10 protein-coding genes and 1 riboswitch are annotated in these 15567 nt (G+C 56.5%); of the genes, 7 read left to right on the top strand and 3 right to left on the bottom strand.

Annotated elements, in window-relative coordinates; genetic code table 11:
* Nucleotides 1-86: 86 nt before the first annotated feature.
* The 3 genes from QA645_RS38645 to QA645_RS38635 all read left to right on the top strand — a co-directional run bounded on the left by QA645_RS38645 (nt 87) and on the right by QA645_RS38635 (nt 3700).
* Entirely contained in the window at nt 87-1007 is a 921-nt protein-coding gene (locus QA645_RS38645; RefSeq protein ID WP_283046280.1) for a 3-hydroxyacyl-CoA dehydrogenase, read from the top strand.
* Between the two features lie 250 nt (nt 1008-1257).
* A complete protein-coding gene (locus QA645_RS38640) occupies nt 1258-2151 on the top strand; it encodes a 3-keto-5-aminohexanoate cleavage protein (protein WP_283046279.1) in 894 nt (297 codons plus the stop codon).
* Nucleotides 2152-2377: 226 nt separating this feature from the next.
* Nucleotides 2378-3700, top strand: a complete 1323-nt coding sequence (locus QA645_RS38635; RefSeq protein WP_283046278.1) for an MFS transporter — start codon at nt 2378-2380, stop codon at nt 3698-3700.
* Between the two features lie 350 nt (nt 3701-4050).
* Here QA645_RS38635 and QA645_RS38630 read toward each other — a convergent pair whose 3' ends face one another.
* A complete protein-coding gene (locus tag QA645_RS38630; RefSeq protein WP_283046277.1) occupies nt 4051-4557 on the bottom strand; it encodes an avidin/streptavidin family protein in 507 nt (168 codons plus the stop codon).
* Nucleotides 4558-5298: 741 nt separating this feature from the next.
* Here QA645_RS38630 and QA645_RS38625 point away from each other — a divergent pair.
* From QA645_RS38625 to QA645_RS38615, 3 genes are all read left to right on the top strand, one after another.
* Nucleotides 5299-7509 (top strand): tetratricopeptide repeat protein, encoded by a 2211-nt coding sequence (locus tag QA645_RS38625; protein ID WP_283046276.1) that lies wholly within the window; start codon nt 5299-5301, stop codon nt 7507-7509.
* Between the two features lie 382 nt (nt 7510-7891).
* The gene (locus QA645_RS38620) at nt 7892-9070 is read left to right on the top strand and encodes an MFS transporter (RefSeq protein ID WP_283046275.1); all 1179 of its coding nucleotides are present in this window, start codon (nt 7892-7894) and stop codon (nt 9068-9070) included.
* Nucleotides 9071-9084: 14 nt separating this feature from the next.
* Nucleotides 9085-9432, top strand: coding sequence for a DUF3088 domain-containing protein (locus QA645_RS38615; RefSeq protein WP_283046274.1), 348 nt, complete (start codon nt 9085-9087; stop codon nt 9430-9432).
* Nucleotides 9433-9462: 30 nt separating this feature from the next.
* On the opposite strand, the gene QA645_RS38610 is transcribed toward QA645_RS38615, so the two are convergent.
* Both QA645_RS38610 and metE read right to left on the bottom strand, forming a co-directional pair.
* Nucleotides 9463-10434, bottom strand: coding sequence for a LysR substrate-binding domain-containing protein (locus QA645_RS38610; RefSeq protein ID WP_283046273.1), 972 nt, complete (start codon nt 10432-10434; stop codon nt 9463-9465).
* Nucleotides 10435-11017: 583 nt separating this feature from the next.
* Nucleotides 11018-13345 (bottom strand): 5-methyltetrahydropteroyltriglutamate--homocysteine S-methyltransferase, encoded by a 2328-nt coding sequence (metE, locus tag QA645_RS38605; RefSeq protein WP_283046272.1) that lies wholly within the window; start codon nt 13343-13345, stop codon nt 11018-11020.
* 77 nt (nt 13346-13422) lie between these two features.
* Nucleotides 13423-13648, bottom strand: a riboswitch (cobalamin riboswitch).
* Nucleotides 13649-14425: 777 nt separating this feature from the next.
* Here metE and QA645_RS38600 point away from each other — a divergent pair.
* The gene (locus QA645_RS38600; protein ID WP_283046271.1) at nt 14426-15355 is read left to right on the top strand and encodes a TauD/TfdA family dioxygenase; all 930 of its coding nucleotides are present in this window, start codon (nt 14426-14428) and stop codon (nt 15353-15355) included.
* Nucleotides 15356-15567: the final 212 nt, after the last annotated feature.

Genomic DNA, 15567 nt, shown 5'->3' with positions numbered 1-15567 from the left:
ACGAGCAAGCTTCGGTTCGGCAAGAATCATACAGGCTGGAACGCGATCCTGCGTCTAGCACATCCGCTCAATCGTGAGGGGAGAACATGACGGACGCTAGCGCCGTCAAATCGGAAGTGTCGCTTGCCGGGGAGTTCCCAGTTCGTCGGCTGTTCTTTCTCGAGGTGAGCACCAACCGCATTCAAGCGATGAAACCAGATGGTTCCGATCGAAAAGTTATTGTTACCGATTGTCAGCTTCCAGACGGAGTCGCAATCGATGTCCACGCTGGTCATATCTATTGGACCAACATGGGGTCCGGTGTCGCCGTCAACGATGGCTCGATCGAGCGCGCCGATATCGATGGAACAGCTCGAAGAGTCATCGTTCCCCGCGGTGCCACTTTCACGCCGAAGCAGATCCAGCTCGATCGCAGATGCGGCAAGCTGTACTGGTCTGACCGCGAAGGGATGCGGGTTATGCGGTGCAATCTCGACGGCTCGAAGATAGAGACGCTCATCGAGGCAGGCCGCGGTGAGGTGGACCGCCGTGACCCGACAAGGTGGTGCATTGGCGTCACCATCGACATTGAGCGCCGCCAGCTCTACTGGACGCAGAAAGGTCCGGACAATGCCGGTCTAGGCCGAATCCTTCGCGCCAACATCGACATTCCGGACGGCGAGAGCCCGGCAAATCGCTCCGACATCGAGGTGCTATTCGATGGCTTGCCGGAGCCGATTCACCTTGAGTTGGACCTCGCTAACCGCGTCCTCTATTGGACCGACCGCGGTGATCCTCCGCGTGGCAACACGGTCAATCGCGCGCGCGTCGATCTAAAGACGGAGCCGGAAATTCTCATCACGCACCTGATGGAGGGAATCGGCATCGCACTCGACGTTCCCGGCAATCAGATGTTCGTTACGGACCTCGCCGGTTCGATCTATTCCGCCGACCTTGATGGAAAGAACAAACACAATCTCCTTTGGTCCCAGGGCAACTTCACGGGCATTGCGTATGCAGAAATCTGACCCGCCGCAGGAATGAAATGACCGGAACACGCCGGTTGCGCCGAAGTGGCGTCCTCGCCGCCCACTTATCGCACGAGCTGAACAGCTCCGTTTGCGAGCAGGAGAGCGCAGATCATCGCGGATGACGTGCTGCAGAAGCCAAAACATGCGTTGAGGTAATATGCGGCGGCGCCCGTGCCAAACGACTCGTCCGGAGCAGATCTAAATCCGCTCTTGAATGAGCTAAGCGATCGATGACAGGAGACGTAGCATGAAGTTTGAGAGCAAAGTGATTGTCACGATTGCTCCGACGGGAGGTGTGGTGAAAAAACCGCAAAACCCACATCTGCCGACCCAGCCCAGCGAGATCGCCGAGGATGTGTACCGGTGCTACGATGCAGGTGCCTCTATCGTGGCGCTGCATGCGCGCAGGACGGACGACGGCGCAACCTGTAATCCGGCAATCTACCAAGACATCAATTCTCGGATCGTGAAAAAGTGCGGCATCATCATCAACAACAGCACTGGCGGGGGTGTTGATGGAGACATGGTTCGATCCCTAGAGCCCGGGCTTGACGAGGTTATATTCGAAGAGCGCCTAAAAGGACTCGAGGCCGGCGCCGACATGGCGACGTTTGACGCTCACACTGTTCTGGCCAGCTTTGGCGGACGCGAGATTGTCGTTAACACCTCGCCGACCCGCTGCGACATCATGGCGAAACGGTTCCAAAAGACGGGCATCAAACCTGAATGGGAATGTTTCTCACTTTCCCACCTTGTCCAAGATCCGGTGCGCCTCATCAATAAAGGTTTCGATAAGCCGCCCTATTGGGTCAATTTCGTTCTTGGAGCCGATCGTGGAATTCAGGGCGGATTGCCCTACACTCCGCAAATCCTCGATATGCTGATTGGGAATCTTCCCAAGGGAGCGATGTTCTGCGTTAGTGGGATCGGTCGAGCGCAGCTACCCGCAACGACTCACGCAGTGCTCGCCGGTGGCCATGTTCGTGTCGGGCTAGAGGACAATCTCTACCTCGAGCAGGGTACACTTGCCACTAACGTGCGGCTGGTCGAAAAGATGGTAAGGATTATCCGAGAACTTGGGTACGAGCCTGCCACCGCAGTGGAGGCTCGGGCGATGCTCGGGCTGGCACCTCGCATATGAGGGATAGTCGCCCGCCCTCAATTAGAAGCAATGCACGATGGGCCATCCATTCGATGCGTCGCTAGGTTAAATCCTGAGCGCGGGCGCCGCCCGTAGAAGTGTTGTCGATCTTCGATCGGACACTCCGGCCGTGGGTTTCGATAATATCAGCCTGGTGTCGCAGTGCAGCTCCAAAGCTTGAGCAAAATGTGCGGTGAGCAGCGACTTGTTTTAGGAGCGTAACGAATTGTTGGAGTTGGTTGGTGACCAGTGTCGTGCCGAGGACAAGGTGAGGTCTGGATTGGTCGGGAACGCTGTCGCCAAGAATACGCGGCGGCTCGTGCCGCTTTTGGGCATCGCTTATTTCTTCAACAACCTCGACCGTACCAGTGTCGGCATCGCCGCGTTACAGATGAACGACGACATTGGCCTAAGTGCCGAACAATTCGGCTGGGGCGCCGGGATCCTCTTCTTTAGTTACTGCCTGCTGGAAATACCCAGCAATATGATGATGTATCGCTCCGGTGCGCGCCGCTGGCTGGCTCGTATCATGATGACCTGGGGCCTTGCGGCCGCGGCGACGGCGTTCGCCGCCGGACCATACAGCTTCTACGCGATCCGTTTTCTTTTGGGTGTTTTCGAATCAGGCTTTTTTCCCGGGGTCATCTGGTACATCTCGATCTGGTTTCCGGCGCGATCGCGAACCGGGGTCCTCGCCTGGTTCATGGCTGCAACACCGTTGTCTTCTTTGATCGGCAATCCGCTATCGGCTTCGTTGTTAGGAATGGATGGAGTGTGGCGGCTGGCCGGCTGGCAATGGATGTTTCTCATCGAAGGTCTTCCGGCCTGCCTGCTCGGCTTCCTATGTCTCGTTCTGCTAGCCGACACACCGGACAAAGCAGCGTGGCTGACGCCCCGCGAGCGGGAAGCGTTGCTGGACGAGCTCGCTGGGGAAAAGCACGATAGAGTCAGAAAGGATCTCTGGGCTGCGATAAAGGATGTTCGCGTGGTAATGTTGACGGGCATCACTTTCGCCTTCACGATCAGCTCCTATGGGATCGGTATCTGGCTCCCTCTGATTTTGAAGAGCCACAACTTGAACAACATGCAGGTTGGCTGGCTCTCAGCCATGCCCTATTTCTTTGTGACAATAGGCATGTTGCTCTGGGCGCGCCTTGTCGATCGCAAGGGGCAAAAGATCTCTAATCTGATCGCCGCATTGATGCTCGGCGCCACCGGACTTGTCTTATCGGTAATGCTCACGTCGCTTGTACCGGCGCTCACATGCATGACACTTGCTCTGATCGGCACGATTTCCGCGCGCACAATCCTCTACACGATCCCGCAGAGTTTTCTTACCGGTCCCGCTGCCGCCGGAGGCATCGCATTTATCAATTCAATTGGTGCCTTTGGCGCCTTCGTCGGCCCCTACATGGTCGGCTTTCTTAAGGACAGAACAGGATCCTTTGAAGCTGGCATGATCGGAATGGCAATCATTCTAGTTGTTGCAACGTGCATCGCCGGTAATCTCAAACTCCTGGCTATCCATAATGATCACATTCCTGTCTGAACGCCTAAGTAGAGGACGTTCGGGTTTAAGGTCTGTCCGCAGCGTGGGCGACTCTCGGAGCGGACCTGCTAAAGGACATCACGCCAAATCGGCTTAAGGCGTAACTTGATCCCGACGATGTGCGCAAAAAGGGCCAGGCGCGAGCGTTCGAACCTTGGCCCATCGATACGTCAGCCTCCCTAGAATTCCAACGACAAGACCGAGCCTGAACAGGTGGGCGATTCAGGCTCGGCAGGGATCGATCTCGAGTTCGATATCAAATCAGCTTTGGAGCGAGCGTCGGCGCATGATAAAGGCGGGATAAGAGATTAGCGTGATGACGTTCTTTCTCTTGCCGCAGGCAGGTCATGTCATTTGCGGTTCTTTGTATTCGATAGCTTCTCGCCTGCACCGCTCTTGGCCACCTCTCCGCTAGCGGAAGGCAGTTTCGCTTTGTCGCCGCTTGCAAAGGTGAACGTGTCCGCGCCGGCGCTGATGCCATTCCATGCCACCGGTTCGGCGAGCGAAAGTAGCCAGAGTCCCTGAAATCCCGATGCAGCGTTCAGCTGCCCAGTCCACACCGTTGTCGATCCGCAGCCTACAAAATTCACCGAAAAGCTGATCGCCGCGCCGCTAGTGGTCTGCGCGAGCCAACCCGTCAACGCTTGAGGAGTACCTTCATCGCAGCTATTGCTCGCATTGTTCGTATAAGTGCCGGAAATCGCGCCTGTGTTCGGATTATAATTGTCTACCGCTAGGGTTGATCCGTATTGGTTGGTCCAGGTCCAGATCGCTTGCGCCTTTGCCGGCGCCGCTAGGAGTAGGCCTAGGCAGGCCGCACCCATACACTTCGTCAACTTCCACCTTGCTTCAGACATTTACGACTCCATATCGCTCCAGTAGCGGAGAGGGACTTCGTTATAAGACTCTTCCAGAGCAATTTAAACGAGTTATTTTTGTTGACAGCGCTATCAGGTTGAATGTGATCGATGTTGAATTTCGGCTCCGTACGGCAGGGTGGTGCGGTCATTCAGGCGCGAGCAGGCGATTCGTAACTGGGCCGGTCTTGCTTGAGCCGTTGTTAGCTCTCGGGAACGTCCGAATTGTAGGGCACCGCTAAGGTAACGCGCGGGAGCATGAAACCAATCCGTGCTGCGTCATCGGCCCGGTCGCGATCTGCGTATGAGAAAAATAAGAGACTGATCGCGTGATCGACTTTCAGCCAACGCGAGCCGCAGTTGCTCGTGCAATGCGGTATCTAGACGGCGCATTGTAAACGGCACAGGTGCCAATGTACTGGCCAAAGTCAATTCGGGCCGACTTTGAATTTTCTTGACAGCGACTGCGAAGGAATTTCGCTGCGAATTAGTGCGCCAACGCGCTATCTTTTCCTCGCACGACTGGCCGCTCGGTCCTCGTGCCTCAAATGGAAAGGAAAGCGTCATGAAAAAGAAGATCGCTGAGATCAGGACCACCATTCGCACCACCACTCCGTACAAGGGGACGGTCTAGGGTGGTTCGATGGGTGCCTTGAATGCATCTACCTGATGAGAGCCAAGCGGCAGCGGAGGGTGGTCCGTACGACCGCCCTCCTTTGTGACAGGTTTCGGGAGAGGAAAATGGTTGATTTGATCCAGCGGCGCATCGCTCCGGCCATCTCATCATCCGTCGAGGTCAGTCCGATCACGATCTTGAAGGCAGAAGCCGGCATGGCACCGGTGCCAACGATCAAGTCGGCACTCGCGAGCTCTCGTTCCGGCCTGTCAGTCACCGACGGCGACTGGCGGACCGGCGGCTATCTTGCCGGTCTGCAAACGCTCATCGACGCCGAACTGAAGTGGGCTGCCGAAAATAGGCCAGAGCTGGTTGAGGCGGCACAACAATCCCTGAAGCGGCTGTTCCCTCTCCTGGTCAGCGATGCCTTCACCGTGCCGAAGGATCTCACCAATACCTCGAGCAGGGAGGAGCGTACACGCTTCTATCATCATGAATATCAAAACAAACTCTTGGTCGGATTAGCCGAATTCCTGATGGAATGTGCCCGGGAGCGCAAAGAACGTCACATCATCATCATCGACCGGGCGGCCGCCCTGTCCAATTCGACGAAGAATCTAATCAAGCTGCTCGTCAGGCTGGACGACAATGCGCGTCTGTTTCGTTTTGTCCTGATCGATTACGAACAACGCCTCTATTTTCCCGGCGCCAACGAAGTCCATTTCGGTAGATATAGCTCACAGGAACTGGGGCAGATCCTTGATCGGCATCTCGCTTTGGAGAAACAACGGCAGATCTATGAAGCAAGCGGCGGAAATCCGCTGGTCGCGGATGCCTTAAGCAAATGTGAGGCAGCCGGATTGCCGGTGATCGGCTATCTCGACCCGATTGCGATCGTGGACCTCTATCTAGCCAGCCTCAACGCCGGTGAACGACACAGACTTCTTAAATCGTACATCGAGTCGGATTGCACGACGCCTAATCTGATTGCGCAACGAAACTATGCAGTCTTTGAGCACGCGACCGCAGATCATCTGCACGAGCAGCTGCACCGCGCTTGCCTGGATCGCTATATGGCGGGCGAAGCGCCGCTCATCATGCTTCATGCGCTCTCGGTCCGAGACAAATATAAGCGCTTGGAATTGCTCGCAGAACCGAGTGAGATTCTCCAGAGCATCGGCCTGTATGATCTTTGGTTTGGCTACTTCAGCGAAATTTTTGCTGATCCTGCGCTTCGCGCCTACGGGTCGGGCGATGCTCCGGTCAACGCCGCCTTCATCAGCGCAGCTTTCGTGCTGTACTCGCTAGGTTGCGGGCGGGTATCGGTTCCCTATCTGGATGAATTCTACAAGGCATTTCCAAAGAGCCAATACACACCGACCGTTCTCTATGCCCAATCAATGACGTACGGACGGTATCAGCAGCCGGTCAACCTCTCGGTGGCCGAAGAGTATGCCGTGCGCAATCTGGAGACCATCGAACGGGACTTCAAAGATCACGACAAATATCATTACATCAAGGTGTTTGCAGAGAACGCATATGCGTACATCAAGGCCAAGCAGCAGAAGTATGACGAGGCGCTTGCCCTTTGCGCCCAAGGCCATGACAAGATGCTGGAGGTCTATGGCGACAAGCGTTTCAAGCTTCACCAGTCGATTCTGATCTACAACACAAGTCAGGTCTATGAACTCGTCGATGATCTCAATCGTGCTGAAAAGCAGTTACGTGAGGCGATTGCCTACGATCCCTATTATGGAGAGTATCATAACGACCTGGGGAACCTGCTTTCAAAAGTACCCGGAAGGGAAGCTGACGCTCTGGAGGCATATGCGCGCGCCATTGAGCTTTGCCCACCCTATTACGAGGCCCATCTTAACAGGGCCGCACTCCGCGACCGAATGGGAGATGCCCCGGGGGCTTTGGCCGATCTCGACAGAGCACTTGTCATCAAGCCAAACGAATGGCGAGCTCACTTCGAGAAGGGCAACATCTTGATGCGCCAAGATAGGCCGGAAGCTGCTCTGGAGTCCTATGTAGCTGCAGCCGAGATCAACCCCAAAAACCCCGATTTGCAAAGTAATCTTGGCCTCGCTTATTCTGAGCTCGGCAGGGCCAACGAGAGCATCTCGCACTATCTTCGAGCGCTTAAAATTAGCCCTCGGCACGCGCTCACGCACAACAACCTCGCCATAGAGTACTTCAACGATGGCCAGCCAGATATATCACTGAACCACGCCACGGTCGCTGTTGAGATCGGGGGAGATCCAGACTTCCTCCTCACCCGTGAGCATATCCACACGAGTCTGCAAGCTGATCTGGCTTCACGGCGGAACTAGCGCCTGCGTCCTCCCCGAGCCGTCAAGAGCTTGCGGATCATAGCACAGCGTGCCGTCGCACTAAGGCAGCGTGCGCCACGATACGACAGAAAATGGTTGCTGCGCGTAAAAGTTCGTGGGCGATGTCTGGCCGATCCTATTGCGCAAGAAGCGCTGCAATTTCGGGAATGTAGCCAGGCAATGGGGGATCGAGTTCGCCAGCATTTTGTCCCGCGCGACTGCACGCCACAGGAAGGCAGATATGATGTCTTTTGACCCGTCGTCTCATTACGAAAGCTCTCGCGGGCTTATCGCACTGACGTCGGGGCACAATCACCTGCGTCATCTTCGCTTCTGCATCAAGCGATATCCAGTCGCCGGCTGCTCGATGAGCTAGGTCATAATGAGTGGGGCGCGCACACGGCAACTCGTCTATCTGTCGCATCTGGTCATTCAGATCGGCAGTTGGGCGTTCAGAATCGGCATACTGATCGGCCTCCTTCAATCCGGTATGAGCGCCGCGGGTCTTGGCGTTGCTGTCATTTTTGCTCCTATCATGTTTGGGAGCCTCTTCTTGTCCCCCGTGGTTGACAGAAGTGATCCGATCACCGCCATGATGATCGTCAATGCGACTCGAATATGCGCGCTGCTCTGTATCTTCTACACGGAGGGGATCGATTCCTTCTTGAGCTACGCCTCAATCGCCATCCTGAGCTTGGTCCAGCCCGTCTATCTGTCCGCAGAAGTCTCTTTCTTCCGTAGAATCACATCAGAAGACGACATGATTTCGGTTCTACGCAACATTGCCAATATCGACTGGATTACCTATCTGCTCGGAATGTTTGCAGGTGCCATGCTCTCCGATAAATTGCACTTACCAGGCGTTCTGGCGCTCAACGTATCGGCGGTCTGGCTATCCTTGATGATGCTCTTCGCCATCAAGCGGTACTCGAGAAGGACTCGGTCGGCCCTTGAACCGCCAGCCTCTGAAAGCATCTTGGATTTGGTACCGCTCTATCCCGCATTCTTTGCGATCTTTCTTCTTAATCTCGGCGCGGGCATCATCAATGTCTATCCCGCAATCCGTGCCACAGCTGGAGGGGTTCTTGACAAAGGCGTTCTATTGACGATCGTCATGATCAATGGCGTTTTGGCCTTGCTGGGGTCCCTAGCCGCCAAGCCGATTTTCAACTGGTTGGGCGCCTTGCCGACCATCGCCGGGGCCGCAGTGCTGCTCGCGGCATGCCTTGCAGTCATGTCACTCGATGCCGGCTTGCCTGTGGTGATCGCGTCAAGCAGCGTGATGCTGGGCCTCGGTCAAATATTTGCGGCTGCCGCTCACACGCACATGGTTTCGTCAGTGGCTCCGGATCGAGCCGCTCGCCTTTCCGGGCTATTTCAATGTTGTACCTACAGCGGCGTCGCGGGAAATGGCATTGTTTTCTCGCTCTTGGGTGATCGGCTGCCGTTCGGAATGATCGTGCTGATATGTGCGGCGAGCGCATTTCTTGCTTTTGCCGCGGCCACCTTCGCCGTGGTTAGATCAAGGCATTCTCAAGTTTCGTGTCTTCATGAACAATAGACTGCGATTCACGCATGCCATGGGATCAGCTGTTCCTTTTAGAACGACCGTTTTCAGATCCGGCATTTCCCGGACAGCAATTCTATTGCTGGCAATGCTCGCTGCTGGAAGGGATCCTGTCCGCATTTCCGAGCTGCGCTGCGAGGCTCGACGTTCGTCATATTGCCTGGGCCAAGCCGCGAGCCGCACTCATCGAGAGGCTCGGCCTGGATCATCAGTCCGCGCCCGTTCTCATTTTCGAGAAAGGGAGCTCTACACCTGAAAACGCGAAGTACGCGAACGGGTTCGCCTATGTCGACGACCCGTTTGCAATCCTCCATCTTTTAGCTGTGCGCCACGGATTTCCGGCCCCTCATTCATGAAGCGTCTGGCTTGTAAGCCCGCGAGGCGCATCATCGGGCTGACGCCGGCAGTGACGCAGCGGGGACGTTCACTTGACCGGCCCGCTTGACCTCTCGAGTTGCGCCTTGAAAATACGATACCGGATCATCCCCACTGAATATTTCTGATAGTGCCCAGCTCCGAAACTGCTTAATAGCCGCCATATTTCGCGCGTGCTCACTGACAAACATGTAGATTGAGCGATTGACCGGCACAAAGCCAAACGGAGCCACAAGCTCTTCCTTCTCAAGGTTGCTTCTAACCAGAATTTGCGAGCATATTGCGGCTCCAAGCCCGCTTTTTGCCGCCTCGACAGCCACGGAAAATGTATCGAACGCGACGTGGCGCGATCCCCGCAAGCATATTGCAGCTGCGCTGGCCCATTCGTTCCAAGCATCCAACTTGCCGGACTCGTGCAACAGAGGAATAGAAAGGATGTTTTTCGGGCTTTTGATCGCCTCGAGCGTCGCGGGCGCACACACAGGGCCAATCATCTCGTTGGATACGTGAACCTCACGGACGGGAAGCGGTCGCTTCAACACGCCGGAAACGAACAATACATCCAACGCACCAACAACCAGCGCGTCGAGATTGGAATCAGTCTCAAAGGCAAAATCAATGTTGGAATGGAGTTGACGGAACGTACCGATACGCGGCAAGAGGCTGTGCGACAAAAATGTGGTTGAGCATCCCACCACGACTGTTTGTGCCGCATCGCGCCTTCGTAGTTCGTAGCATCCTTTCTCGAGCATTGTGAACGCGCTCGCACAGCTGCGCTTCAGCTGTTCGCCGTCGGATGTCAGCCGCACGCCCGAGCTATGGCGAACGAACAGTCTCCTCCCGAACCAATCCTCAAGCAGGCGCATCTGATAACTTACCGCTCCGGTCGTTATGTTTAATCGCTCAGCCGCCTTTGAGAAGCTGGAAAACTCGCTAACCGCCTCAAACAGATGAAGGCTTTTCAGAATCGGTAACTTGCGCATCTGACTTATTTCTTTCTCGCCTCTAGCTGTGGTCGTTGTTGTTGCGCCATACACTCCGGTTTTCTTGCACCGACCGCCGCTATTGCTGACTGGCACCCCGGACCACTGAGACCTCTTTCGGTGCCGGCCTGTCACGCCGAACTGACCGGCCTGGCTGCCCGCCCCCCTTCGACGAAAGCTCGATTAAGGACCACAGGCCCTTCTGATCTTGCGGCCTCTGAAGCACGGTCGGCGTTGAGAAACGCCCGCTCAGCAGCGCGACATTGCTGCGCGACGGCTCCAGAAAGATAGAACGAACTTTGAGGTCGAATTAGCAATTCCTGGGCCAATGCCGCCCGGCTAAGCATACTGCATGACGAACGGGTAATTGGCAGGCCTGTGTTCGAACGCCCTCTATAAAGCGGTGCGAATTCCTCCGGCGGCGAAGATCCGGCCATCGCATATTGCCCACCGATCGGCTGGTTCGACAGTATCGCCTTGTTGGCGCCTGAACGAATTCAGCTGACCAAATTGTGACGTCGACATAATCTGGACTTTATCTGCTTCGATCAGCTCGTCGTTCGACCCCGCGAGCGCCCCCGCGTCAGGACGCCTTGCGCATTTCGCGGGCCGCCGCAACCATGTTGACGAGCGCCGGACGGACTTCGGTCCATTTGCGGGTCTTTAGGCCGCAATCCGGATTGATCCAGAGCTGCGAATCCGACAGTCGTTGGCGAGCTCGCGCGATGAGATCCGCCATCTCAGCAGCCTCGGGAACGCGAGGCGAGTGGATGTCGTAGACGCCAGGGCCGATGTCGTTTGGGTATTTGAAGGCAGTGAATGCGTCGAGCAGCTCCATCTTAGAACGGGACGTTTCGATCGAGATGACATCTGCGTCCATCGCGGCAATTGCATCGATGATGGCGTTGAACTCCGAATAGCACATGTGGGTATGGATCTGTGTCGCATCGGCAACACCGGAGGAACAGAGGCGGAAGCTCTCCACTGCCCAGTCGAGATAAGACTTCCAATCGGAGCGGCGGAGAGGCAAACCTTCGCGTAGTGCGGCCTCATCGATTTGGATCATGGTTGCGCCGGCTCTTTCCAGTTCGGCGACCTCATCACGGATGGCGAGCGCGATCTGACGGCAGGCCTCGCTCCGCGGAATATCGTCACGGACAAACGACCAATTTAGGATCGTCACCGGCCCCGTAAGCATGGCCTTCATCGGCTTTCTGGTTAGGGACTGCGCGTAGCGCCACCATTCGATGGTCATCGGCTTCGGCCGCGAGACATCGCCGAACAGAATCGGCGGACGAACGTAACGTGAGCCGTAAGATTGCACCCAGCCATGCTTTGTAAACACGAAGCCGGAAAGCTGTTCAGCGAAATACTGGACCATATCGTTGCGCTCGAACTCGCCGTGAACAAGAACGTCGAGCCCAATCTCCTCCTGCCAAAGGACGGCGCGAGCCGTTTCCTCTTTCAGGAATTGTTCATATTCCGCCTTTGTCAACTGTCCCTGGGCACGCGCGGAGCGGGCGTTGCGTACCTGCGCGGTCTGTGGGAACGAGCCGATTGTTGTCGTGGGAAACAGCGGCAGGCCGAAACGCTTGCGCTGAACCTCGGCACGGGTCGTAAAAGCGCTGTTGCGACGGCACATAGCCTCGTCAATCGCCGCCGCCCGCTGTGTGACAACCCTGTTATGGATCTTCGGTGATGCCCGGCGAGCCTTCGCTGCACGGTCTGATTCGGAAAGCGCGGCAATGGCGCTTCCGTCGCCTGCGAGTGCTTTCCCCAAGGCCGCGAGCTCGTCGATCTTCTGCACCGAGAAGGCAAGCCACCTCTTCACATCCGAATCGATATCGGTCTCGAGCTGAACGTCGATTGGGACATGCAAGAGCGAGCAAGACGGGGCGAGTTGCACGCGATCCTTGCCGAACTTTGCAATGAAAGGCTTGAGCCGCTCAACCAGTGCAAAGAGGTTCGAGCGCCACACGTTGCGGCCGTCGATGACGCCGAGCGAAACCACGAGGTCCGCGCGGGCGCTGATTTCAATTTGGCTCAATTGCTGGGGAGCGCGGACAAGATCCACGTGCAACCCGGCCACAGGCAGTCCCAGAGCGGTCGCCAGATTGTCGCCGATCGCTCCGAAATAAGTCGTAAGCATGATTTTGATGCCAGGGACCTCCTCAGCAAGACGTCCATAGGCACGCTGGACCGCACGCCGCGTCGTCTCGTCGAGATCAAGCACCAGATAGGGCTCATCAAGCTGGACCCACTCGGCTCCACGTTTCGCCAGTTCCTTGAGCACCTCGACATAGACGGGTACGAGGCTCTCGAGCAGCGAAATCGGATCAAATGTCGGATCGGCACTCTTGCCGAGCTTCAGGAAGGTGACCGGTCCGACCAAGACAGGACGCGTTTGATAGCCAAGGGCTTTCGCCTCCTCATATTCCTCGATCGGTTTGCGGGAGGAGAGCCTGAAGGTCTGTCCCTTATGGAATTCGGGCACCATGTAGTGGTAGTTGGTATCGAACCACTTAGTCATCTCCTGCGCAGCGGCGCCATGAGCTCGAGCTTGACCGCGGCTCGCGCCTTGTTCCTTATCTTGCGAGCCTCGTGCCATGGCGAAATAGGTCTGCAGCGAGACCGGCCCGCCGTCCCAGCCATACATCTCGGGAATGGCGCCAACCATGACGCTCGTATCGAGAACCTGGTCATAAAGCGAAAAGTCATTTGATGGGATGACACTGACGCCCAGCGACTTCTGACGTGCCCAATTGGCGACACGAAGACCCGCCGCTGCTTCAAGAAGCTGCGAGGTGCTGATCTTACCGGCCCAGTAGGCTTCGAGCGCCAGCTTGAGCTCACGGCGCGGTCCGATACGCGGCGTGCCGAGGGTTGCGACAGGAAGTGAGAGAAGAGACATAGCTTTAACCCCATTGTGTGTGGGGGCAAAGGCCATGGCGGAAACGCACTAGGCGTACCACCGGACACCCCGCCCGTGGACGAATATGTTGTCGGGGCAGGTCTCCTGGCTCGCGGGTCATCGCCTGCATCCCGCCTTCCCGAAGCTTCTGCTTCAGTGACACGTTTGGATGCGAGCTCGCCGCTTACAGTTGCGGGGGCAGCGCCGGCATTACTTCAATCCTGAGCGGATCAAGAGCGCACCGGCTTCCCTCTTAGCTCCAGATCGAGTGAGAGCTGGAGAACCTCGACGCCTCCGATTATCTGCAGAAGAAGCGATACGTCAACCCTGAGATCGTCTTTGCTGCGGCATCGGCAAGCCCGACGGTCTAACGATTGAGCCATCGAGGTCACCGAACAATCGTGATGTGAAGCTCTGCGCGCCTTTCCACCCGAACGAAGAGGTGGCCGTCACGCCGTCACGTGCGATCGCGCGCTATAAATGGTCCTAACCGCTTTCGGCCCCGCTATGCTGTTATTGGCTAGATGTATCGTGCAGCTCCTGGCCTTGAACGCCACCGCTGTGCGCGCAAATCGTACGGACCGTCAAAGGGACAGAATCTCGGACAGCACTCCCTGGCGCCTCGTCTCTGGGCTCGAGTCGAGAGGAAGTGAAGAGACTTCCCTCTCTTGTCACTTCGCCGTCACTACTGCGGTTTGCAGCATTTTGCGCAGCATCACGGATAGCTTCAAAGGGCCATGTGAACCGATCTCTGCGCCCCTCCCACCGCTTTTTCCATACGAATAGTTTTCTTGTTCCTTCAGCAGCGGACGAGACCTCAATCGCTTAAAGGACAAGGCGCTCTTGCATTGGTCAACTACCAGTTCTGGCAATTGAACGTACTGATAGACCACGTCAACTTTAGAGCCGCACTAAGCCTTAGCGGAGTCGCACCAACAAGTCCGAGGTTGCTTCAGGAGCGCAAGCTCCAACTCGGCGCTGTCACTAGGAATCTGACGCATTCCGCTATGCGGTCGGCAGTTGGCGTTCGACAGCTCTAGTCGAGTTTAGCGGAAACCGCCAAATTGGAGATTTGGAGCCATGACTTATACGGTCTTGTCGGATTGCGATGTTCCTCGCGGCGACATCGTCAAATGCGCTGCGCGCCTCGGCGCAGAAATCCGCAACGTCAAGCTATCGGGCGGTTTGCCGGAGCAGACGATCGGCTCGATCAATGAGTTACTATTGGAGCACAAGGTCATCTTCTTCCGAGACCAGGGACACCTCGACGATGCCGAGCAAGAGCGCTTTGCCCTTCGCTTCGGGAAGCTGGCACCTCATCCGACGCTCGGTGCGATCAAAGGTACGGCGTCAATCATCGAGCTTGATTCCGCCCGCGCCGGTAGCCGCGCCGACTTGTGGCACACCGACGGAACCTTCGTCGATGCCTACCCCAAAATTGCGGTACTACGAAGCCTAGTGATTCCACCATTCGGTGGCGATACGGTCTGGTCAAACACCGTGACGGCATATCTTGACCTAGCACCGCCGCTGCAGCGTCTTGCAGACAAGCTTTGGGCCGTTCACAGCAACGCCTTCGACTACGCAATATTGGCCCGCGTCAGCGAGCTCGACAAAAAGCATTTGGACGAAATCTTCACTAGAACGATCTATCAGACTGAGCATCCTGTCGTGCGCGTGCATCCCGAGACCGGCGAGCGCGCGCTAGTGCTTGGCGCTCTGGTGCAAAATTTCGTTGGTGTTCCGAAATACGACGGCCAGAAATTATTTGATCTATTTCAGTCTCATATCACGGCGCTCGAAAACACAGTGCGCTGGCGCTGGAAGGAAGGCGATGTAGCAATGTGGGACAATCGCGCCACGCAACATTATGCGGTGAACGACTACGGCGACCAGCATCGCGTCGTTCGTCGCGCAACCGTTGCCGGCGAAGTACCCGTCGGCATCGATGGAAAAAGCAGCGTAACACGCGTAAAGACGCCCAAGGAACCGGCCGCCGAGGTCGCCTAGCGGGTTCGCAAGATTGCTCGGGCTTTGCCCCCCCAGCAGACATGATGTTGTGCTGCGAGTACTCGGATTAAGACCGAGCAGCATCCATCCCTAGGGCGCCACATCGAGTTCAGCAGCTGCGTGGCGGCGGAGCCTATTCCCGGCGCTCGTCTTACGTTCCTCTCCGATGATGTGGGGGTTCGAACCGCCACTCGATAGGAGCGCGCGACTTA

The organism is Bradyrhizobium sp. CIAT3101 (genome assembly GCF_029714945.1).
In the GTDB taxonomy this organism is placed as follows: domain Bacteria; phylum Pseudomonadota; class Alphaproteobacteria; order Rhizobiales; family Xanthobacteraceae; genus Bradyrhizobium.
The sequence above is the reverse complement of the archived record's forward strand: the minus strand, read 5'-3'. Positions and strand labels throughout refer to the sequence as shown.